This is a genomic window from Gemmatimonadaceae bacterium (assembly GCA_020851035.1).
Classification (GTDB): Bacteria; Gemmatimonadota; Gemmatimonadetes; order Gemmatimonadales; family Gemmatimonadaceae; genus JACMLX01.
The window spans coordinates 112,260-134,330 of the sequence record JADZDM010000012.1 but is presented as its reverse complement, the minus strand read 5'-3'; the positions used below and the strand labels follow the sequence as shown (position 1 = coordinate 134,330).

The window sequence follows — 22,071 nt, the reverse complement described above, 5'->3', positions numbered from 1 at the left end:
TCAGGCCACAGCGGTGGTGTCACCGGCGGGGATCACGACCGGCGCGACCGCGGTGTCGAGCATCGGGGACTCGCCGATGCCGTGGTGGGCGAGCCAGCGTTCCGCCTCGAGCGCCGCCATGCACCCCGTGCCGGCCGAGGTGATGGCCTGGCGATAATAGTCGTCGATGGCGTCGCCGGCGGCGAATACGCCTGGCACGCTGGTGACGGTGCGCCAGGGCGCGGTCTTGATGTAGTTGAACGGCGTGAGCTCGAGCTGGCCGCCGAGGAAGGTCGTGTTCGGTGCATGGCCGATGGCGACGAAGAGGCCGCCGACCTCGAGCTGGCGCGTGGCACCGGTGACCGTGTCCTCGACCTGCAGGCCGCGGATCTCGTCCTCACCCAGCACGTCCGTGACCTTCGTGTTCCACTCCACGCGGATGTTCGGGTGCGAGAGCACGCGCGACGCCATCACCTTGGACGCCCGGAAGGAGTCCTTGCGGTGGATGATGATGACCTCACTGGCGAACTTCGTGAGGTACAGTGCCTCCTCCATCGCGGTGTCGCCGCCGCCGACGACGGCGAGGCGCTTGTTGCGGTAGAACATGAGGCCCCCGTCGCAGACGGCGCAGGCCGAGACGCCGCCGCCCTTCAGCGCGAGACGGAGCTCGTTGTCGAGGCCGATCCACTTCGCGGCGGCACCGGTGGCGACGATCACGGTGTGCGCCTGGATCGGCGACCCGTAACTCGGCGTGAGCGTGAACGGCGCCTGGCTGAAATCCACCGACGACACCAGCTCCGACACGACACGCGTGCCGTAGTGCTCCGCTTGCGCCTTCATGCGAGCCATCAGGTCGGGGCCGGTGATCGCCTCGGGGAAGCCCGGAAAGTTCTCGATCTCGGTCGTCAGCATGAGCTGTCCGCCGGGCAGCTCGGTGCCGCGCGGCTCACCCTCGAACACGATCGGATTCAGGCGCGCGCGCGCAGCGTAGATCGCGGCGGTCCAGGCAGCAGGGCCGGAACCGATGATGGCGATGGCTTCAGGACGGATGTCGTTCATGGAGCGGCGCGCTGGTGGGGTGGGCGCTGGGACCCGGTGCCGGCACCGGATGTGAACCGCGAAATCTAAGGGTCGGGACCGGGGCGTGCGCCGTGCGCCTTCGTCGCGCCCGGCATGCTTGACCAGTCCCCTGCAGGGGGCGTCCTTTTCCCCGTCGCTCACCGCCCCGTTCGTCACGTCTCACCGGTGGAAGTCCCGCATGCTCTGGAAGATATTCAGCTGGGTCCTGCCGATCTGGAACCTCGTCACGGCCGCACTGCTCCTGCGCTACGTGGCGTTCCGGCCTCGGGAAGTGCGCGAGCGCGAAGTGGCGATGTGGGGTGCCTCGAGCGACGCGTCGCCTGCCGGGCGCGTCGTGGCCTGGGGCCTGGTCGCCAGCGCCGCCGCGACCCTGGTGGCACTGCTGGTCACGCGCAACCCGGTGCTGGCCACGGTTCCCTGGGCGCAGTTCATCGCGAATGCGATCGCCGACCGCGTGCTGGGGCGCGACGGAACGCGGCGACGCGCGCGACAGCGGCACCCGGCGGGTGAAACGGGGCCGGTTGCCGGCTGACGAAGCCGGGCACGCCGCCGCCGCGACTCAGGTGCGGATGTGGCGTCCGCCGTCGACCATGATCACGTCGCCCGTGACATACGCCGCGGTGCACAGGTAGACGACGGCCTGCGCCACGTCCTCCGCACTGCCGAGGCGCTGCAGCGGCGTGGTGCCGGCCAGCCGGTCGGCGGCAGCACGATCCCACTCCTCGGGAAGGAGCACGGCACCGGGTGCCACTGCATTCACGCGGATCGCGGGAGCGAGTGACCGCGCCAGCGATCGCGTGAGCTGCACGACGCCGGCCTTGGTGATGGCGTGTGGCACGTACGCCGGCCAGGTCTCGAAGGCGGCGAGATCCGCGATGTTCACGATCGCGCCACCGGAGACGCGGAGAAACGGCGCGGCCGCCTGCGACAGGAAGAACGGTGCGCGCAGGTTGAGCGCGAACATGGCCTCCCACTGCGCCGGCGTCACCTCGCCCATCGGCGTGCGCAGCATCATGGCCGCCGAGTTCACGAGCAGGTCGAGGCGGCCGAAGGCGGCGTTGGCATGGCTCGGCAGTGACTGTGCGACCTGGACGCTGGTCAGGTCACCGTGCAGCACGGCCGCGCGCACGCCGCGTTCGCGGACCGCCGTCGCGGTGGCCTCCGCCTCGTCCGCGCCGCTGTGGTAGTGCACGATGACATCGGCACCGGCGTCGGCGAGCGCGAGGGCGATGGCGCGCCCGACGCGGCGTGCACCACCGGTCACGAGGGCCGCCCGGCCTGCCAGTGTCGTCATGCCCTTCCCCTCCCGGTTTTCAGGCGGCGCGTGCACGATACAGCATGGCACGCTCGACCTGCGCGTCCATCCACGGTGCCGGCACGTGCATGCAGCCGAGCGGGCGGAAGCCATCGGTGGCACCGTGCCAGTCGGAGCCGCCGCTCCTGAGCAGCGAGAAGTGCTCGCAGAGCGTGGCGAGCCGTGCGAGGTCCTCGGCACTGTGGCTCGGGTGGCGCACCTCGACACCGTCCAGCCCCAGCGCCGCGAAGCGACCGATGCGCTCCTTGTTGCCCTCGCCCTGCGGGTGCGCCCAGATGGCGACGCCTCCCGCCTCGTGGATCAGCGCGATCCCGTCGGGCAGGTCGATGCGCAGCTTGCCGACGTTCGCCGGCTTCCCGTCGCCGAGGTACCGGTCGAAGGCTTCGCGCATGTCGCGCACCCATCCGCCGGCCACGAGCGCGCGCGCCACGTGCGGGCGGCCGACCGCACCACCGGCGGCCTCGCGCATCACCATCTCGGTGGTCACCGGCAGGCCCAGCGTGTTCAGCTTCGCGACCATCTCGACGGCCCGGTCGATGCGCGCGGACTGGACCTCGACGAGGCGCGACGCGAGCACGTCGGTGCGGCTGAGGTGGAGGCCGAGCAGGTGCACCTCGCGGGCGCCGTCGATGGTACTGAGCTCGATGCCGTGCACGAGCTGGATCCCGGACGCGTCTGCCGCCACCTGCGCGGCCGCCAGGCCATCGAGCGTGTCGTGGTCGGTGATGGCGACGGCCTGGAGATCGGCCGCCACCGCCCGCGCGACGAGTTCCTCCGGCGTCGCCCGGCCGTCGGATGCCGTGGTGTGTGCATGCAGGTCGACGAACGGTCCGGCGGGTGCCGTGGGCGCGGTCACGGGCAGTAACCGCCCTCGGGAGAGCGCAGGCTCGCCTGGGAGGCCCGGAACAGGCGGAGGAGCGCCGCGTCGCTGAGCCGCTCGAACGAGGCCTCACGGGACCGGATTCCGCCCGGCGAGTAGCGCGTGAAGCGCACCGCGCCGCCGTCGGCCCGTGTGAAGACGAGTCCGAACTCGTCGCCCACGTACTGCGTGAGGAAGCCGGACGGCAGCACGGCCCAGGTGACGCCGTCGTCGGCGATCGTGCGGGACGCGATCATGGCAGGGGCACTTCCTGGTAGATGCGATTGGCGTCGAGCACGTGGTCCGGGGCCGCCGCGATGGCGGCCCGCAGCGTCTCGCGATCCGAGGCCTCGGTGAACTCGATGAACGCCCCGTTGAGCGCGGCTTCCTCGAACACCCAGAAGCGGCAGCCGGCGCCGGCGTAGTACGCCTTGCGCCGCTTCAGCCGGTCCATGTAGCCCGCCCGTTCCGGCAGGGGCACGATGGTCCGCTTCATGACGAGGGCGCGCGCCACGATCAGGCGCTGGGGTCGGGCAGTGTCTCGAGCGCCCGCTTCAGGTCCGCCATGAAGCGATCGGCATCCGCCCCGTCGACCACCTTGTGGTCGAACGAGAGCGAGAAGTATGCGCAGGTGCGGATGGCGATGGTGTCCTCGCCGTCCGGCCCGGTGATCACCTTGGGCCGCTTCTCGATCGCGCCAAGGCCGAGGATCGCGGTGGTGCCGACGGGGATGATGGGCGTGCCCATCACCGAGCCGAAGACGCCGGGGTTCGTGATCGTGAAGGTGGCCTGCGTGACCTCGTCGGGCTTGAGGCCCTTCGAGCGGGCGCGCGCCGCGAGGTCGTTGATCGCCTTCGTCAGGCCACCGAGCGAGAGGTCGTCGGCGCGCTTGACCACCGGCACGATCAGGCCGGTCGGGTCGAGGGCGACGGCGATGCCGATGTTGTACTGCTTGCGCAGGATGATCTCGCTGCCGTTGACGGCCGCGTTCAGCACCGGGTGCCGCTTGAGCTGGGCGATGACGGCGGACACGATGAACGGCAGGAACGTCAGCTTCTGCCCGGTCTGCGCCTCGAAGTCCTTGCGCATGCCCGCGCGGATGCGCGCGACGCGTGTGAGGTCGACCTCGAAGAAGCTGGTGACGTGGGCGGCGACGCGGCGCGCCTGTGCCATGTGATCCGAGGTGAGGCGACGGATCTTGGACATCGGCTCGACGACATCGCCGGGCCAGGGCTGGGCGGTGGGGGTGTCGTAGGTGGCCGGCGCGGCCTGCGGCGTGGCGACCATCGCGGGGAGGCCTGCGGGTGTGATCGTGCCGGTCAGCGGCGCGATCACCGGCACCGACGCGGGCGTGGCATCGAGGTGCGCCATGATGTCGCGGCGCGTGACGCGGCCGGCGACGCCGGATCCGGGGATGCTGCCGAGTTCGACGCCATGCTCGGCAGCGATCTTCCGGACCAGCGGTGACGAGCGCGTGCGGAGGCGTTCCTCGACGCTGCCGGCGGGCGCTGCGGGCGGGGCCGGCGCAGGGGCCGGCGCCTCGGTCACCGGCGCCGCGCTGGCCGGAGCCGGCGTGGCGACACTCGGCGTGGCGGCGGGCGCCGGCGCCGGCGAGGCGAAGACCACGGCGGCAGCCGCGTCCGTCTCGAGCCGTGCCACGATCGCCTGCACCGGCACCGTCATGCCCTCGGTCACGATGACCTCGACCAGGATCCCCGCCGACGGGGACGGGATCTCGGCGTCCACCTTGTCGGTGGAGATCTCGAAGAGCGGCTCGTCGCGCTTGACCGTGTCCCCCGGCTTTTTGAGCCAGCGGGAGAGCGTGCCTTCGGCGATGGATTCGCCCATCTGCGGCATTACGATATCGATACGAGCCACCGGCTCACCCTCTGTCAGATGGAGCGGGAACGATCATGTGCAGCGTCGCCACGCTTCAGGCGCCACACCGAGATCGTCGGAAGGATAATCATGCCCACCACGCCGCCACGTGCGGCCCAGGTGAGCCAGTTGCAGGTCGGGAGCCCCTCACACTGCGGTTCGCGCAGGTACTGAGCGACGATCTTGGAGAGGAGCACCGCGATCATGCCGCCACCGAAGAAGCCGATGAAGGTGGTGAAGCAGCCCACACCGACGTTGCGGTAGCGCCGGTTGGTGCGATCCTCGTCGCTGAGCGGGGGGAGCGGTGCGGGAGGCGTCGGGTCGGTCACGGGTGGTCAGTAGCGGGCAAGATGGCGCGCGACGGCGACGATGTCGCTCACCTGCGGCAGAACGTAGTCCTCGAGCGGCGGCGAGTACGGCAGCGGCACGTCGTGCGCCGTCACGCGGAGCACCGGCGCGTCGAGCCACTCGAAACAGGTCTCGTTGATGCGGGCGGTGATCTCGCCGGCGATGCCGCCGGTGCGCGTGTCCTCGTGCACGATCATCACGCGGTTCGTCTTGCGCACCGTGGCCGCGATCGCCTCATCGTCCATCGGCAGCAGCGTGCGCAGGTCGATGACCTCCACCGAGATGCCGTCCTCGCGCTCGAGCTGCGCGGCGGCCTCGAGCGCCTTCCAGACGGTGGCGGCGTAGGTGATGATCGAGACGTCCGTCCCCTCCCGGGCCACGCGCGCCTTGCCGATCGGCACCACGTGGTCACCGGCCGGCATCACGTCCTTCACGCGCCGGTAGAGGTACTTGTGCTCGAAGAACAGCACGCAGTCGTCGTCGCGGATGGCGGCCTTCATGAGGCCCTTGGCATCGGCGGCCGTGGCCGGATACACGATCTTGAGGCCAGGCGTGTGCAGGAACGCCGCCTCGGGATTCTGCGAATGGAACGGCCCGCCGCGGACATATCCGCCGCTGGGGCCGCGCACCACCATCGGGCACGGCAGGAAGGCCCGGTAGCGGGCGGTGGCGACGTAGTTCGTGAGCATGTCGTAGCCGCACGAGATGAAGTCGATGAACTGCAGCTCCGCGACCGGACGCATCCCCATGTGCGCCGCACCGGCGGCGGCCCCGATGATGGCCGCCTCGGCGATCGGCGTGTCGATCACGCGCGTGTCGCCGAAGCGTGCCTGCAGCCCCTCGGTGACCTTGAACGCCCCGCCGTACGCGCCGATGTCCTCGCCCAGGCAGAAGACGTTCGGGTCGCGCTCCATCTCCTCGGTGAGGGCCTCGCGGATGGCCTCGAGGTAGGTGATCTCAGCCATCGTGCGTGCCCCAGCCGGCCGGCCGCTCGTGCTGCTCGACGGCGGTGCGGACGCCCGCACGGTACCAGTGCGGTGCCAGCCGCGGGGGCTCGGCGTAGATCCCCTCCAGCCCGTCCAGCGGCTCGGGCATCGGGCTCGCCTCGGCGAGGTCGGTGGCCGCGTCGATCTCCGCCGACACCGCGGCATCGATGGCCGCGAGCTCGTCGTCCGTGACGCCGTCACGCTCGCGCAGCCACGCGATGAAGCGATCGACGGGGTCGTTGTTCGCGGCCCACCACTCCGTCTCGCCGTCGGGCACGTAGGACTGGTTGTCGTGCTCCGCATGGCCCTTGCGGCGGTAGGTGATCAGCTCGATGAGCGTGACACCGCCGCCGGCGCGCGCCCGTTCCACGGCGGCGCGGGTGACGTCGTAGACGGCCAGCACGTCGTTGCCGTCGGCCTGTGCACCGGTGATGCCGTATCCCACCGCCTTGTCCATGAACGAGTTCGCGGCCGTCTGTCGCCCCGTGGGGGTGGAGTAGGCGTAGCCGTTGTTCTCGACGACCACGACCATCGGGACTTTCTGCACGGCGGCGAAGTTGATGCCCTCGTGGAAGGCGCCGGTGGAGGTGGCGCCGTCGCCGATGTAGACGAGCACCACGCGATCCTCGCCCCGCAGCTTGAACGAGAGCGCGATGCCGGCCATCACCGGGATCATGTCGCCGAGGTGCGAGATCTGGCCCACGAACCCGCGATCGAGGTCGCCGAAGTGGATGTTCAGCTCGCGTCCGCGTGTCGGCGAGTCCCCCTTCGCCATGTACTGCCGCAGGATCTCGAGCGGTGTCGCGCCCTTGACCAGCATCGAGCCCATGTTGCGGATGAGGGGCGACATGATGTCGCGGCGCTCGAGCGCGAACGCGCTGCCCACCGCATCCGCTTCCTGCCCGAGGGAGCGGAACAGCCCGCCCACCACCTTGGTCTGGCGGTAGAGCGCCACCAGCCGCTCCTCGAGGCTGCGCGTCATGCGCATGTGCCGGTAGAGCGCGAGACGCTGCTCCCGCGTGAGCTGGTCGGCGTACGGCCGGGCCACACGCGGCACGTCCCGCTCACTCCGCGGCGTGAAGGCGAGCATCGCGTCGAGGTCGAGCGGCTGTGCCGGGAACTCCACGTCAGTACCCCGCGACCGGGACGTGATGCGGGTCGGCAGCGCGGTGGACGCGGTTGAAGAACTTCTTGACGTTCTTGTCGAGCCGGCTCTCCCCCACCTGGTCGGTGACCGCCTCGATCATGGTGTAGTGGCCACCATCGCTGCGCACGCTGAGCCGGAGCGTGCCGAGGTCGCCGGTGAAGGTCCGGGCGCGCATGGTGTCCGACGTGCCCTGCAGGCCGAGCGCCCGGAAGTGCTCGTCAGCGAGGGCGATGACGTCGGCGGGAAGGATCGAGGTGCGATGGAAGAGTCGCATGAGGTCAGCGGGCGTTGCGGACGGTCTGGAGCCAGTCCATGGTCTCGAGCTTCTTGGTCGAGTCGCGGCGGAACTGCAGCCCGATCGCCCATTCGCCAGCCGTCAGGAAGTTGAGCTTGGCGTAGTAGGTGCCCGGCTCGGGGCCGCGCTCCAGCCCGTCGAAGACCTTGGTGCTGTCGTGGCTCATCGCGTAGATGCGCCCCTCACCATTCTCGACCGGTGCCCCCGATTCCTTGTCCGAGACCACGACCTTCACGATGATGTCCTCGCGGGCGAAGGGGGGGCGCGGGGTGAGCCGGATGCGGAAGGCGAGGTCGTCGGTCCACATCCGGGTGTCGATCGCCGCCTCGGGGTCGCGGGTGGTGCAGGCGGCCGCGGCGACGAGAAGGCCAAGCGCCGGGAGCACCCGGCGCGCGCCGCGCGCCAGGGTGGCCAGCATCCGGCCGGGCGATCCCCTGCCCGGCCCGCAGCGCGCGACCGGGTGCCGTGTCGCGACGCTGCCCGGCATCAGCTGTAGTACTCGAGGCCGAGGTGCGTGATCTGCTCCTCGCCCATCAGGAAGCGCAGCGTGTTCTTCAGCTTCGTCTGCTGGATGAACAGGTCGTGCTCCGGCTGCAGGCCGGGGGCGACCATCGGGCTCTTGTAGTAGAACGACAGCCATTCCTGGATCCCCTTCATGCCGGCACGGTGCGCGAAGTCACTGAACAGCGCGAGGTCGAGGACGATTGGTGCCGCCAGGATGGAGTCGCGGCAGAGGAAGTTCACCTTGATCTGCATCGGGTACCCCATCCACCCGACGATGTCGATGTTGTCCCAGCCTTCCTTGTTGTCGCCGCGCGGCGGATAGTAGTTGATGCGGACGACATGCGAGAAGTCCTTGTAGAGCTCCGGATACACCTCGGGCTGCAGGATGTTGTGCAGCACGGAGAGCTTGGACTCCTCCTTGGTCTTGAACGACGCGGGGTCGTCCAGCACCTCGCCATCGCGGTTGCCGAGGATGTTCGTCGAGTACCAGCCGGCGAGCCCGAGCATGCGCGCCTTGAGGCCCGGCGCGATGACGGTCTTCATCCAGGTCTGGCCGGTCTTGAAGTCCTTGCCGCTGACGGGGATCCCGCGCTCGTTGGCGAGCTGCAGCATGCACGGCAGGTCGACGGTGAGGTTCGGGGCGCCGTTGCAGAACGGGACGTTCTCCATCAGGGCGGCGTAGGCGTAGAGCATCGACGGCGCGATGGCCGGGTCGTTGCTGTCCATCGCCTGCTCGAACGACGCGACGGTGGCGTGCTGCGGGCCGGGCTGGATGAACGCCTCGGTGCTCGCACACCAGACGATCACGAGACGGTCACAGCCGTTGTCGGCCTTGAACTTCCGCATGTCGGCGCGCAGCTGCTCGGCGATGTCACGGTAGCTCGGGCCGGTCTTCACGTTGTCGACGCCGAGGAGGCGCGTGACGAAGCGCGACTCGAAGGCGGCACTCATCGGCTTGATGGCCGTGAGGAAGTCCTTGAGGGGCTCGAGGTGCTCGGACGTCAGCACGCCCGCCTTCTTCGCGGCGGTGTAGGCGTCGTCCGAGATGGGGTCCCAGGCTCCGAAGACGATGTCACCGAGGCCGGCGAGCGGGACGAAGTCCTTGATCAGCGGCGACCGGTGCTCGGTGCGCTTGCCGAGCCGGATGGTCGCCATCTGCGTCAGGGAGCCGATGGGGCTCGTGTGGCCACGCCGGATGCTCTCGACGCCGGCCATGAACGTGGTGGCAACTGCGCCCAGCCCGGGGGTCAGGATGCCGAGCTTGCCGGTGGCGGGCTTGATGGACGTCGGACGAGTGAGCGAACCGGTCACGTGGGGAAATCTCCGGGGAATGTGCGACGCCGGTCAGGGCGCGTAGGGAGCGGGGACATCGTCGGGCATCGTCGCCGACGACGCGGACGGCGTGGCACCAGCAGGACGCGGCGAGGGCGATTCGTCGCCGACCAACTCCGCCGCGCGGGTGACATTGTAGACGAACAGGATGCGCTGCACCGCCGTGATCCAGGCCGTCACCGAGAGCAGGGTGACGATGCCGGCGAGCACCCAGCCATCCAGTGCCAGCCCGAAGAACGCCTGCGGGGCCGACAGCAGCGCCACACGCTCGGGGCGCTGCATGATGCCGACCTTCGCATCCAGACCGAGCGACTCGGCGCGGGCGCGGGTGTACGAGGTCAGGAAGGTGCCGATCAGCCCTGCAATCGTGATCGCGAGCATCACCGGGCTGCGATGGGTGGCGTTCATGCCGTAGAACACGGCCAGCCCGCCGAGCACGAAGCCGTCGGCCACGCGATCGAGGGTCGAGTCGTAGAACGCCCCGAACACCGTGCTGCGGCCGGTGCGACGGGCCACGGTGCCGTCGAGCACGTCGAACAGGGCGGTCAGTCCCATGAACCACCCCGCCGTCCGTATGTGCCCGCTGGCGAAGATGCCGCCGGCGACCATCGTGCAGACCGTGCCGACCGTCGTGATCAGGTTGGGACTCACGCGGTGGCGCACCAGCAGGTCCGCCACCGGCGCGATGACACGCAGGTAGCCAGCCTTGATCGCATTCCAGAGCGCAAGGAGCATGGCCGTGGTGGTCGGGTGGAGTGAGGGGTCGCCGCAGGGGATGAATACCCCAACGGACGGGACTGAGAAAAAGAAAGCCCCACGGCTTCTCCGCCGTGAGGGGTGCGGGCCATCATCACGAAAAAGCAATGCAGGAGAACAAGATAAGGAGCCGCGAACAGTCGCGGCAACAGCAGCGTCAGCCGCGCCCGCCCGGAGTGAACTCCACTTCGCCCTCCGCCGACGGACGGGTGCGCCCGCGGCGCTGCATTCGCTAGGCTTGTCGGTCCTCGCCGGCGCGGACCGCAGTGCCGCGCCGGCCGGTCCCCCCTTTTCCGCACCCGTCTCCATGCGCGTGTTCGCCCTGGCCGGCCTCACGGCCGCGCTCGCTGTTCTGCCGCTGCAGGGCCGCAGCCACTCGGCGTCATTGCCGGGCTCGCTGCGGCAGTTGGCGTACCCAGCCGTATCCCGCGAGTTCACGCTGCCGCCGGAATCCCGCGACCCGCGCGTGGCGCTGAGCCCGGCAGCACGGCGGTGGGTGGACAGCACCCTGCGGACGCTGTCACCTCGCGAACGGGCTGCCCAGCTCATCCACGTGTGGCTGGTGGGGGACTACGAGAGTGAGACCGACAGCGCCTTCGCCACGACCGCCAGATGGGTGCGTCAGGACGGGATCGGCGGCATCCTCATGTCCGTCGGCTCTCCGATCGAGATCGCGGCCAAGCTGAACACGCTCCAGGCGATGGCCCGGGTGCCGCTGCTGGTGGGGTGCGACGTCGAGCCGTCGATCGGCCGGCTGGAGGGCGGGCTCTTCATCCCGTCGATGATCCGTGCCGGTGGCGCCACCGTGCTGCCAACCGCCATGGCCATCGGGGCGACCGGCGACACCGCCCTGGCCTACCAGGCGGGCCTCGTCACCGGGCGCGAGTCGCGGGCCATCGGCATCCACCTCGCGTACGCCCCCGTGGCTGACGTGAACAACAATGCCGCCAACCCCGTCATCAACGTCCGGTCGTTCGGCGAGGACCCGGCGAGCGTGGCCGCACTGGCCGCGGCGTTCACCCGCGGCGTGCAGGACGGTGGCGCGCTGGCCACGGTGAAGCACTTCCCCGGTCATGGTGACACGGAGACCGACTCGCACAACGCGCTGCCCGTGGTGCACCTCACGCACGCCCACCTCGACAGCGTGGAGCTGCGGCCCTTCCGCGCCGCCATCGACGCGGGTGCGGCGGCGGTGATGTCGGCGCACATCAGCAACCCGACGTGGATGGGGGATGCCCTGCCCGCCACGCTCCAGCGACGCGTGCTCACTGACGAGCTGCGCGACTCGCTGCAGTTCCGCGGCCTCACCATCACCGACGCGCTCACCATGCAGGGCGTGGCTCGGATGTTCTCGCAGGAGGAGATCGCGATCCGGTCTGTGCAGGCGGGCGCCGAGGTGCTGCTCAAGCCCGCCGACGTGGCGCCGGTGCTCGACGCACTCACGGCCCGCGCTGCAGCGGACACGGCGTTCGCCGCACTGCTCGATGCCGCGGCGCGCAAGAACCTCGAGATGAAGGCGCGGGTGGGGCTGCATGCCGGCCGCCAGGTCTCGCTGGACTCGCTCCGCGCGGTGGTGGGCATCACCAGTCACCGGGCCGTCGCCAGCGACATCGCCACGCGCGCGGTGACGGTGCTGCGCGACCAGGCGCACCAGCTCCCGCTGGACCCCGCACGCGGCCCGATGCAGCTGGTGGTCTACGCTCCCGAGACCGAGATCGGCGGCGGGAACGCCTTCACCACCGAGTTCCGCTCGCGCGGGCGCGTGACGGTGTACCGGGTGGGCCCGCAGACCACGCGCGAGGCGCTCGACTCCATCACCCGCCGGTCGCGCCGCGGCCGGCTGGTGATCGTGACCGTGGTGCGGCGGGTGGAGGGGGCCGGTCGCGTCGCGATCGTGGAACCGTTCGCGGCGTGGGTGCGACGGATCGCGTCGCAGCTCCAGCCGATCGTGGTGGCAGCAGGCAATCCGTACGTGATCGGCCAGTTCCCCGACATCGAGGCGTACATGGCGACGTTCAGCGTGGGCGAGGGACCGGAGCGGGCGGCGGCGCGAGCGCTGTTCCGCGGGAACTTCGCCGGCAGGTCACCGGTCACGTTGCCGGGCATCTTCTCGCGCAATGATGGACTCACCGCCACCGGAGGCACCCGATGAGCCTGCCGCAACGCACTCTGGTGCTGGCGCTGGCATGCCGGCTGCTGACGGGGACCGCGCTACAGGCGCAAGGCGCGGAGCTGTCGCCACCCACGCCGCCCGCCGGACCGGCGCCCTCGGTCAGCGCACGCGTGCAGGACTCGCTGCGTGCCGTGCTCGGGCGCGCGATGTCGGACAGCGCCTTCCCCGGCGGCGTGGCGATCGTCGGCACACGCGCGGGCATCATCGCGTCGCTCGGCGTGGGCCGACTGGACGTGACCGACTCCACCCGTCCCGACGCCACCACGATCTACGACCTCGCGTCGCTCACGAAGATCGTCGCCACGACGTCACTGATGCTCACGCTGGTGGACCGCGGCCGCGTGGCGCTGGACGCGCCGGTGGTGCGCTATCTCCCCGAGTGGCGTGGCGACGGCGCGCGCACGATCACCATCCGGCACCTGCTCACGCACAGCAGCGGGCTGGCGGCGTGGCGCCCGTTCTACAAGGAGGCCACCGACCAGGCCGATGCTAGGGCGCAGCTGCTGCTGGTAGGCCCCCAGGTGCCGCCGGGCACGCGCTATCTCTACAGCGACATGAACTTCATGCTGCTCGGCCTGGTGGCCGAGCGACTGACCGGGATGCGGCTGGACAGCGCGTTCCAGGCGCTGGTCGCCCGGCCGCTCCGCCTGGCCGACACCCGGTTCCTGCCGCCGGCGTCGGCGCTCGCGCGGATCGCCCCGACCGAGTACGACCCGTGGCGGCAGCGACAGCTCCGCGGTGAGGTGCACGACGAGAACGCCTCGCGCTTCGACGGCGTGAGCGGGCACGCCGGCCTCTTCGCGACCGGGCAGGACCTGGCGCGGGTGGCCCGGATGTGGCTGAACCGCGGGACGCTCGACGGCGTCCGTCTGGCCACGGCGCGGACGGTTGCGCAGTTCACCCGCGTCCAGGACACGAGCCTGAGCCGGCGTGCGCTGGGCTGGGAGACACCGACCGGGTCGAATTCGGCGGGCCATCGCCTCTCCGCCCGCGCCTTCGGCCACACCGGGTTCACGGGCACGTCGATCTGGATCGACCCGGCGCGCGACCTCTTCGTGATCCTGCTCACCAACCGCGTCAACCCGTCGCGCCAGAACACCCGGATCGGTGGCGTGCGGGTGGCGCTCGCCGACGCCGTGTCGGGCGCGGTGGACGGCGCCGCCGCGCGCGCCCTGCCGGGGACGCGCTGAGCAGGCCGGCGGCCCTGTCCCGCGGCGGGCTCCGCCGGTAAGCTGGGGCAGTCCTTCCCTCCGGCCCATGCCGGCTTAAATTGCGGAGTATTCCGGTCGGGATTCCCTGACCCTCATTTCGGAGGAAGTCGCATGAGCACGATGCAGACGCCAGATGTGCTGCTCACCATTTCGTCCGCCGCGACGGTCGAGGTGAAGAAGTTCCTCGAAGCCGAGTCGGTGGATCCCACCGTCGGCGGCCTGCGTGTCGCTGTGCAGCCCGGCGGGTGCAGCGGGTTCAAGTACTCCCTGCTGATCGAGGACAAGCCGGCCGAGGATGACACGCTGCTGGCGCAGGATGGGTTCCAGGTGTTCGTGGACCCCTTCTCGCTGCAGTATCTGAACGGCGTGATGATCGACTACACCACGTCGATGCAGGGGTCGGGCTTCACGTTCAAGAACCCGAATGCGACCGGTGGCTGCGGTTGCGGGTCGTCGTTCTCGGCGTAAGCGCCGCACGCGCGCGATGCAGGAGGGCGGTCCCGAACGGGGCCGCCTTTCCTGTTTCCGGCACCGGCGTCGCGCGGGCTGCACGCGCGCGTCCGATTAGCTTGCCGGACGTATGCAGAACCCAGAGAAGATCCCGACCGTCATCAGCGACGATCCCGACGCGCTCTCCGTTCGCGTGGCCGACCGCATCGAGGCGCTCATGCGCGCGAACGGGGCGGCCGGACGCCGCACGGTGCTCGGGCTGGCCACCGGCTCGACGCCGATCGGCGTCTACCGGGAGCTGATCCGCCGCCATCGCACCGCCGGGCTCAGTTTCGCGCACGTCGAGACGTTCAACCTGGACGAGTACTGGCCGATGGCGCCGGACTCGATCCATGCGTACCACCGGTTCATGTGGGAGAATTTCTTCTCGCACATCGACATCCCGGCCTCGCAGGTGCACCTCCCGCCCGGCACGCTGGCGCGCGACGACGTGGCCGCGGCGTGTGCCGCGTACGAGGCCGCGATCGTGGCGGCCGGTGGCATCGACTTCCAGCTGCTCGGCATCGGCAAGACCGGCCACATCGGCTTCAACGAGCCCGGGTCCGGCCGCGACAGCCGCACCCGGCTGGTGACCCTCGACGCGGTGACGCGGAAGGACGCGTCGGCCGACTTCTTCGGCGAGCCGCACGTGCCGCGCGAGGCGATCACGATGGGCGTGGCCACGATCCTCGACGCGCGGGAGGTGGCGATCCTGGCAACCGGGGAGCACAAGGCGTCGATCGTGCGCCGCGCGGTGGAGGGGCCGATCGACCTCGAGGTGGCCGCGACGTTCCTGCAGGACCACCCGAACACCACGTTCTACCTCGACGGGGCGGCGGCGGCGGACCTGACGCGGATCGCCACGCCGTGGCTGGTGGACGAAGTCACGTGGACCGAGTCGCTCGCGGTGCGGGCGGTGGTCTGGCTGTCGACGACGGTGGGCCGCGCGATCCTCAAGCTCACGCAGTCGGACTATGCGGAGCACCGGCTGTCGTCACTGGTGGCGGCATATGGCACGCCCGGCGGGATCAACGGCTTCGTGTTCAACTCGCTCGGCGCGCGGATCCGCGGACGGAGCAAGCTGCACCGGCACAAGCGCGTGATCTGCTTCTCGCCGCACCCGGACGACGACGTGATCTCGATGGGCGGCATCCTGCGGAAGATGGTGGAGAACGAGAACTCGCTGGTGGTGGCGTACATGACGAGTGGGAACATCGCGGTGTTCGACCACGACGTGCGTCGCCACCTCGACTTCCTCGTGCGGATGGGTGCGCGGACCACGGAGGCCACCACGCCGGCGGCGCTGCGGGGCCCGGAGGTGCGCGAGTTCGCGATCAGCCTGTTCGGGGCGCTGGCGTCGAAGCGCCCGGGCGACGTGGACGTGGCGGCGGTCCAGGACATCAAGCGGATCATCCGCGAGACCGAGGCCGTGGGTGGGCTGGAGGTGGTGGGCCTGACGCGGGACAACGCCCGCTTCCTCGACCTGCCCTTCTACCAGACGGGGAAGGTGCGCAAGGATCCCATCGGTGCCGCTGACGTGCGCATCGTGCGCGACCTCCTGGAGGAGTTCCACCCGGAGGTGGTGTTCGTGGCGGGCGACCTGAGCGACCCGCACGGCACGCACCGGATGTGCAAGGAGGCGATCGATGCGGCGCTGGCGGAGTACGTGGCACTTGGGCACCCCCGTCCCGAGGTATGGCTGTATCGCGGGGCGTGGCAGGAGTGGCCGGTGACCGAGGCGACGGTGCTCGTGCCGCTGAGCCAGGAGGAACTGCGCCTCAAGATCCAGGCGATCTTCAAGCACCAGTCGCAGAAGGACTCGGCGCCATTCCCCGGCCAGGACGACCGTGAGTTCTGGCAGCGGGTGCAGGACCGCAACACCGACACCGCGGCACAGCTCAACCGACTCGGCCTGGCCGAATACTTCGCCATGGAGGCGTACGTTGTCGAATAACACCGGCGTGGCCTGATGTCAGGTGGATTCGCCCTGGTCGACGGGCTGGTGCTCGTGGCCTACCTCGTCGGGACGACGGGCCTCGGGCTCTGGCTCGGTGGCAAGCAGAAGGACGCCAAGGACTACTTCGTGGCCAGCCACGCCATCCCCTGGTGGGGGATCCTCTTCAGCGTGGTGGCGAGCGAGACGAGCGCGCTCACGTTCATCAGCATCCCGGGCCTGAGCTACATCGGGAACCTCGGGTTCCTGCAGGTCGTGGCCGGCTACATCATCGGGCGCTTCGTGGTGGCCTACGTACTGCTGCCGAAGTACTTCGCCGGCGAGCTGGTGACCGCCTACGCGCTGTTCGAGAAGCGGTTCGGCCCCGAGACGCGCCGGTTCACGAGTGTGGTGTTCATGGCGACGCGGGCCGTCGCCGACAGCGTGCGCATCTTCGCGACCGCGATCCCGGTGGCGCTGATCCTCGGGGACACGCTGCCGAAGGAGTACGTGATGCCGGCAGCGATCCTCGTCCTCGGGCTGCTGACGGTGGTCTACACCTACAAGGGTGGCATGCGCGCGGTGGTGTACACCGAGATGATCCAGGCCGGCATCTACATCTTCGGCGGGATCTGCGCGCTGGTGCTTCTCGGCCGCAGCGTCGACGGCGGCTGGAGCACGATCATCACCACCGCCGGCGCCTCGGGCAAGCTGCAGGCGATCGACTGGTACACCGGCTTCGACCGCCCGCACACGGTGTTCGCCGGCCTGATCGGCGGGGCGTTCCTGGCCATGGGGTCGCACGGCGCGGACCAGCTCATCGTGCAGCGCCTGCTGGCCAGCCGCGGGCTCAAGGATGCGCAGCGCGCCCTCATCGCCAGCGGGTTCGTGGTGTTCGCCCAGTTCACGCTGTTCCTGTGCATCGGGCTCGGGCTGTACGTGTACTACGGCGGCAAGGCGTTCGAGGCCAGCGACCAGATCTTCCCGCTCTTCATCCTCGAGCGGATGCCCTCCGGCCTGCTCGGGCTGATCCTCGCCGCGATCGTGGCGGCCACGATGAGCACGCACAGTGCCACGATCAACGCGCTCGCCGCGACCACGACACACGACATCTACCTCCCGCTCACCGGCCGGAAGGCCGAGGATGCGGGCACGCTGCGCACCGGCAAGCTCTTCGCCCTCGCGTGGGGGGTGCTGCTCACCTTCGGTGCCCTGCTCTATCCCAAGCAGGGCGCGCCGGTGGTGGTGGTGGCGCTGAGCATCGCGAGCTTCACCCACGGCGGGCTGGTGGGCGGCTTCTCCCTCGCGCTGCTCTGGAAGCGTGCGAACCAGCGGGATGCCATCACCGGCATGAGCGTCGGCATCGCCTGCATGGCGGTGATCGTGTTCGCGAAGCTGCTGATCTCCCGGGTCCCCTCGCTCGCGCCCACCCTGGGCGGCGTCGCGACCATCGCGTGGCCCTGGTACGTGCTGATCGGCACCGGGATCACGCTCACTGCAGGCATCCTGTCGTCGTACACACACCCGGCGCCGGTGGCGCCGGCGCTCCGTGTGGCGACCGAGACCGAGACGAATCCATGAGCACACCCACTGAACTGGTCGTCGTCGGCGTCGACGGCGGCGGCAGCAGCACGCGGGTCTACGTCAGCGATGAACGCGCGCAGGTCCTCCACAAGTCATCCGGTGCGGGCAGTGCCGTGCGCCCGGGCGCCGAGGCCGACGCCGCGGAGCTGATCGGCACCCTCGTGCGCAACGCAGTGATCGATGCCGAGATGGGGCACCTGCTGCCGCGGGCGCTGGTGGTCGGGGTGGCCGGCGTGGGGCGCGAGCAGCAGAAGATCGCCCTCACGCAGGAGCTGGAGCGCCTGGAGGTCGCCGACACGGTGGTGGTGCTCTCCGATGCCGAGGCCGCGATGTACGACGCCTTCGCCGAGGGGCCCGGCATCCTGCTGATCGCCGGCACCGGCAGCATCGGCTGGGGGCGCAGCCCGGCGGGCACGATGCAGCGGTGCGGCGGGTGGGGCCACGTGATCGGCGACGAGGGGAGCGGTGCGTGGCTCGGCCGGAAAGCACTGCAGGTCATCGCCGCGGCACACGATGGTCGCGAGCCGGAGACGGCGCTCACGGGTGCGGTGCTGACCGCGCTGGAGCTCGACGATGTGCCGGCGATCATCGCGTGGGCCGCGTCGGCCACACCGGCAGACATGGCGACGCTGGCGCCGGCCGTGCTCTCGGCGGCGGAGGTGGGCGACCTGCGGGCCAACACGATCGTGACGATGGCAGTGGAGGAGCTGGCGCTGCACGTGCGGGCGCTGGCACGATCACTCTTCGTCGACGAGCGCGCGGCGATCCCGGTGGCGCTGCACGGCGGGCTCCTCGCGCGCGGCCGGCCGATGCGCAAGCGACTCGAGCACAGGCTCAAGACACTCGTGCCCGGCGCCATGGTGCGCCACCAGGCCGTGGATGCCGCCCGCGGCGCGACGCACCTGGCGTTGCGGACGATCGGGCTCACCGTCGAGGCGCAGTAACATCGCGCCCCACGTGCCGACGGCGCCGGTGCACCTCACCGCCAGCCGCTATGTCCAGCCGCTGCGCGAGGGTGGCTCGCTGCCGGCCATCGTCGACACCGATGGCGGGGGGCTCTTCGTCGCGAAGTTCCGCGGCGCCGGCCAGGGGGCGAAGGTGTTGGTGGCGGAGATGGTCGCGCATGGCATCGCGACGGCCCTCGGCCTGCCCGTGCCGGAGCTCGCGACCATCGAGCTGCCCGACCGGTTCGGGCAGAGCGAACCCGATCCCGAGATCCAGGAGCTGCTGAAGGCCAGCCGCGGGATCAACATCGGCCTGCGGTACCTCGATGGGAGCTTCAACTTCGACCCGGTCGCGGCGCACGACGTGGTGGACAGCGCGTTCGCGTCCACGCTGGTGTGGCTGGATGCGTTCATCACCAACCCGGACCGCACCGCGCGGAACCCGAACCTGCTGGTGTGGCAGCGCAAGCCATGGCTGATCGACCACGGCGCGGCGCTCTACATGCACTACGACTGGCCGAGCGTGACCGCGGCGCGCATGACCACGCCATTCCCGCTCATCCGTCAGCACGTGCTGCTGCTGCGCACCGGCGACCTGGAAGCCGCCGACGCCGCGGCCGTCGCGGCCCTCGACGATGACGTGCTGCGGGCCATCCTGGCCACGGTGCCGGACCGGCTGCTGCTGGATCCCGTGTCCGGGGACGACTCGCCGGATGCGGCCGTCGCGCGCGACCGCTACGCGGCCTACCTGCGCACCCGGCGCGATGCATCGCGGCTCTTCACCGCGGCAGCGATCGAGGCCCGCGAGCAGCTGCGCACGGCGCCGACGCAGCCCTACACGGCGCGGCGATGAGCGACACCGCGATGCCGTACGACTTCGCGGTGCTGCGCGCCGTCCCGCACGTGCACCTGGGTGCGTTCATCCCCGTCGGCGTGCTGCTCCACGCGCGCCAGGCGGGCTTCCTCGGGCTGCTCGCGCTCACGAACGAGAGCACGCTGCGCGATCGGGTGCCGAGCGTGGACGTCGGCATGCTGGCGCGCTACCTGCGCACGATGGAACGGGTGGCCGCGGGCGACCCGCAGGCCGGCCCCATCGCCCTGGCGCCGACCTCGGAGCGGTTCCACTGGCTCACCGCGCCACGTTCCGACGTGCTGCAGGCGTCGCCGGTGCACGAAGGCCTCTGCGATGGCGATCCCGACCGCGTCCTGGCGCGCCTGTTCGCGCAGTACGTCGCCGGCTGATCCTGGTCCCGGCTCGCACCGTCCCTTCCGTCCGGTGCGAGATTTGACGGCATGACGCTCATCTCGCTCGCCGACGTCGCCATCAGCTTCGGCGCCACCACGCTCCTCAAGGATGTCACCGTCACCATCGCGCGTGGCGAACGGTGGGGGATCATCGGGCGCAACGGTGCCGGCAAGACCACGCTGTTCCAGATCCTCACCGGCACGCTCCAGCCGACGCGTGGCGCGGTGGCGCGCCAGCCCGGGCTGAAGGTCTCGCTGCTGGACCAGCACCGCGACTTTGGCACCGCGACCACGGTCTGGGAGGCCGCCGCGGCAGCGTATGCGCCTCTCATCGCACTCGAGAAGGAGCTGGCCCTGCTCGCCGAGCAGCTCGGGAGCGGCGACGAGGCGCTGATGGACCGCTACGGCCGGCTGCAGGAGAAGTTCATGCACGAGGGAGGCTACGACTTCTCCGCCCGCGTGGACAAGGTGCTGCAGGGCCTCGGCTTCGATGCCATCGAGGCGCGCACACGGCCCCTGGCAGGACTGAGCGGCGGTGAGCGCGGACGCGTGGGCCTGGCGGGACAGCTCGCGGCACCCGCGGAGCTGCTCCTGCTCGACGAGCCGACCAACCACCTCGACCTCGACACCACGCGCTGGCTCCAGACGTACCTCGGCGAGCTGGGCGAGACGGTGGTCGTGATCAGCCACGACCGCGCCTTCCTCGACGAGACCGTCGACCACGTGCTGCACGTCACCGGTGGCACCACGCATGCGTACACCGGCGGCTACTCGGCCTTCGTGAGCCAGCGCGAGGAGCGCATGCTCAGCTTCCAGCGCCAGCTCGACAAGCAGCAGAAGTTCATCGCGAAGGAGGAGGAGTACATCCGCCGCCACCTGGCTGGCGTGAACAGCTCGCAGGCCAAGGGGCGCCGCTCGAAGCTGAGCCGCCTGCCGCGATTGTCACCACCGCCCGGTGAGTCGGATGCGATGACCCTGCGGCTCGAGATCGGCGACCGCGGCGGCGACCGCGTGCTGCACACCGACAAGCTCGAGGTGACGGTCGGCGAGCGCGTGCTGCTGCGCGACGTGACGCTGACGGCGATGCGCGCCGACGTGATCGCGCTGGTGGGCCCGAACGGCGCCGGCAAGTCCACCCTCATCGCCACGCTCCTCGGCGCACGTGCGGCCTCCGGCGGGAGCGCGGGCGTTGGCGGGTCGGTCGACGCCGCGTGGTACCGGCAGGACCTGGCGCAGCTGCCCCTCGAGAAGTCCATCTACGATGCGATCCAGGCCGTGCGGCCGCTGTGGGGCCGCGGACACATCCAGGGGCACCTCGGCGCGTTCGGCTTCAGCGGCGACAGCGTGATGCGCACCATCAGCACCCTCAGCGGCGGAGAACGTGCCCGCGTGGCGCTCGCCCTGATCATGCTGCAGAAGGCGAACCTGCTGGTGCTCGACGAGCCGACGAACCACCTCGACGTCGAGAGCATCGAGGCGCTCGAGGACGCGATCGACGACTACGAGGGCACGGTGCTGCTGGTGAGCCATGACCGCGCCTTCCTGCGCGAGCTGGCGACCCGCGTCTGGTCGTTCGACGGGACGCGACTGCGCGACTTCGACGGCCCGTTCGTGGAGTGGGAGGTGGCGGAGGCGGAACGGCGCGCGAAGCTCGCCGCCGACAGTTCCGCAGCGCTGCAGGGCCGGCGTGCGCAGGAGAAGGCGAGCGCGCAGAAGGCGAAGGGCTCCGACGACCGCGCCGCCGCGGCCCGGAAGGCGGCGAAGAAGGCTGCGGACGAGGCCGAGCGTGAGGTCCTGCGACTGGAGGAGCGCGTGTCGACGGTGCAGCGCGCGCTCGAGGACGGGGACCTGTACGATGGCACGCCGGAGAAGGCACGCGAGGCGGGCCGCCTCGAGAAGGAGCTGGGGGCCGTCCAGCGGCTCCTCGACGATGCGATGACGACGTGGGCGGAACGCACGGCCGCTCTCGAGCAGGCCTGACGGGCAACCCTTTCCGGTCGGCCGGGGTCAGGC

Annotated in this window: 23 protein-coding genes; 10 read left to right on the top strand and 13 right to left on the bottom strand. The window is 70.4% G+C overall.

Features of this window, described 5'->3' with window-relative positions; translation table 11 throughout:
* A complete protein-coding gene (gene trxB, locus IT355_09540; GenBank protein MCC7053500.1) occupies positions 1–1,038 on the bottom strand; it encodes a thioredoxin-disulfide reductase in 1,038 nt (345 codons plus the stop codon).
* Between the two features lie 199 nt (positions 1,039–1,237).
* On the opposite strand from trxB, the gene IT355_09535 reads away from it, so the two are divergent.
* Positions 1,238–1,591, top strand: a complete 354-nt coding sequence (locus IT355_09535; protein MCC7053499.1) for a hypothetical protein — start codon at positions 1,238–1,240, stop codon at positions 1,589–1,591.
* 27 nt (positions 1,592–1,618) lie between these two features.
* On the opposite strand, the gene IT355_09530 is transcribed toward IT355_09535, so the two are convergent.
* From IT355_09530 to IT355_09475, 12 genes are all read right to left on the bottom strand, one after another.
* Positions 1,619–2,353, bottom strand: a complete 735-nt coding sequence (locus IT355_09530) for an SDR family oxidoreductase (protein MCC7053498.1) — start codon at positions 2,351–2,353, stop codon at positions 1,619–1,621.
* A gap of 19 nt (positions 2,354–2,372) precedes the next feature.
* Positions 2,373–3,230, bottom strand: coding sequence for a PHP domain-containing protein (locus IT355_09525; GenBank protein ID MCC7053497.1), 858 nt, complete (start codon positions 3,228–3,230; stop codon positions 2,373–2,375).
* Entirely contained in the window at positions 3,227–3,490 is a 264-nt protein-coding gene (locus IT355_09520; GenBank protein MCC7053496.1) for a hypothetical protein, read from the bottom strand. The genes IT355_09525 and IT355_09520 overlap by 4 nt, the downstream gene beginning before the upstream one ends.
* Complete coding sequence (locus IT355_09515) at positions 3,487–3,747, bottom strand: hypothetical protein (protein MCC7053495.1); 261 nt, start codon at positions 3,745–3,747, stop codon at positions 3,487–3,489. The genes IT355_09520 and IT355_09515 overlap by 4 nt, the downstream gene beginning before the upstream one ends.
* A 2-nt stretch (positions 3,748–3,749) precedes the next feature.
* A complete protein-coding gene (locus tag IT355_09510) occupies positions 3,750–5,111 on the bottom strand; it encodes a 2-oxo acid dehydrogenase subunit E2 (protein ID MCC7053494.1) in 1,362 nt (453 codons plus the stop codon).
* A gap of 14 nt (positions 5,112–5,125) precedes the next feature.
* On the bottom strand, positions 5,126–5,440 hold the full coding sequence (locus IT355_09505) for a hypothetical protein (GenBank protein MCC7053493.1): 315 nt from the start codon (positions 5,438–5,440) through the stop codon (positions 5,126–5,128).
* Positions 5,441–5,446: 6 nt separating this feature from the next.
* Entirely contained in the window at positions 5,447–6,424 is a 978-nt protein-coding gene (locus IT355_09500) for an alpha-ketoacid dehydrogenase subunit beta (protein MCC7053492.1), read from the bottom strand.
* On the bottom strand, positions 6,417–7,571 hold the full coding sequence (locus tag IT355_09495) for a thiamine pyrophosphate-dependent dehydrogenase E1 component subunit alpha (protein MCC7053491.1): 1,155 nt from the start codon (positions 7,569–7,571) through the stop codon (positions 6,417–6,419). The genes IT355_09500 and IT355_09495 overlap by 8 nt, the downstream gene beginning before the upstream one ends.
* A 1-nt stretch (position 7,572) precedes the next feature.
* Positions 7,573–7,866, bottom strand: coding sequence for a hypothetical protein (locus tag IT355_09490; protein ID MCC7053490.1), 294 nt, complete (start codon positions 7,864–7,866; stop codon positions 7,573–7,575).
* A gap of 4 nt (positions 7,867–7,870) precedes the next feature.
* A complete protein-coding gene (locus IT355_09485; protein MCC7053489.1) occupies positions 7,871–8,305 on the bottom strand; it encodes a hypothetical protein in 435 nt (144 codons plus the stop codon).
* 68 nt (positions 8,306–8,373) lie between these two features.
* On the bottom strand, positions 8,374–9,606 hold the full coding sequence (locus tag IT355_09480; protein MCC7053488.1) for an inositol-3-phosphate synthase: 1,233 nt from the start codon (positions 9,604–9,606) through the stop codon (positions 8,374–8,376).
* Positions 9,607–9,735: 129 nt separating this feature from the next.
* Positions 9,736–10,458, bottom strand: coding sequence for a CDP-alcohol phosphatidyltransferase family protein (locus tag IT355_09475; GenBank protein ID MCC7053487.1), 723 nt, complete (start codon positions 10,456–10,458; stop codon positions 9,736–9,738).
* Positions 10,459–10,786: 328 nt separating this feature from the next.
* Between IT355_09475 and IT355_09470 the strand changes: the two genes are divergently transcribed.
* The 9 genes from IT355_09470 to IT355_09430 all read left to right on the top strand — a co-directional run bounded on the left by IT355_09470 (position 10,787) and on the right by IT355_09430 (position 22,038).
* Positions 10,787–12,631: a hypothetical protein gene (locus IT355_09470; protein ID MCC7053486.1), complete on the top strand. Its 1,845-nt coding sequence runs from the start codon at positions 10,787–10,789 to the stop codon at positions 12,629–12,631.
* On the top strand, positions 12,628–13,842 hold the full coding sequence (locus IT355_09465; protein MCC7053485.1) for a beta-lactamase family protein: 1,215 nt from the start codon (positions 12,628–12,630) through the stop codon (positions 13,840–13,842). The genes IT355_09470 and IT355_09465 overlap by 4 nt, the downstream gene beginning before the upstream one ends.
* Before the next feature lie 159 nt (positions 13,843–14,001).
* Positions 14,002–14,331 carry an iron-sulfur cluster assembly accessory protein gene (locus IT355_09460; protein MCC7053484.1) on the top strand — a complete coding sequence of 110 codons (330 nt, stop codon included), beginning with the start codon at positions 14,002–14,004 and terminating at the stop codon, positions 14,329–14,331.
* Between the two features lie 112 nt (positions 14,332–14,443).
* On the top strand, positions 14,444–16,306 hold the full coding sequence (gene nagB / locus IT355_09455; protein ID MCC7053483.1) for a glucosamine-6-phosphate deaminase: 1,863 nt from the start codon (positions 14,444–14,446) through the stop codon (positions 16,304–16,306).
* A 15-nt stretch (positions 16,307–16,321) separates the two neighbouring features.
* On the top strand, positions 16,322–17,866 hold the full coding sequence (locus IT355_09450) for a sodium:solute symporter (protein MCC7053482.1): 1,545 nt from the start codon (positions 16,322–16,324) through the stop codon (positions 17,864–17,866).
* Positions 17,863–18,813, top strand: coding sequence for a hypothetical protein (locus IT355_09445; protein MCC7053481.1), 951 nt, complete (start codon positions 17,863–17,865; stop codon positions 18,811–18,813). Before IT355_09450 ends, IT355_09445 begins: the two co-directional genes overlap by 4 nt.
* Before the next feature lie 13 nt (positions 18,814–18,826).
* Positions 18,827–19,666, top strand: coding sequence for a hypothetical protein (locus IT355_09440; GenBank protein MCC7053480.1), 840 nt, complete (start codon positions 18,827–18,829; stop codon positions 19,664–19,666).
* A complete protein-coding gene (locus tag IT355_09435) occupies positions 19,663–20,055 on the top strand; it encodes a DUF3037 domain-containing protein (protein MCC7053479.1) in 393 nt (130 codons plus the stop codon). Before IT355_09440 ends, IT355_09435 begins: the two co-directional genes overlap by 4 nt.
* A gap of 51 nt (positions 20,056–20,106) precedes the next feature.
* The gene (locus IT355_09430) at positions 20,107–22,038 is read left to right on the top strand and encodes an ABC-F family ATP-binding cassette domain-containing protein (protein ID MCC7053478.1); all 1,932 of its coding nucleotides are present in this window, start codon (positions 20,107–20,109) and stop codon (positions 22,036–22,038) included.
* Positions 22,039–22,071 lie beyond the last annotated feature (33 nt).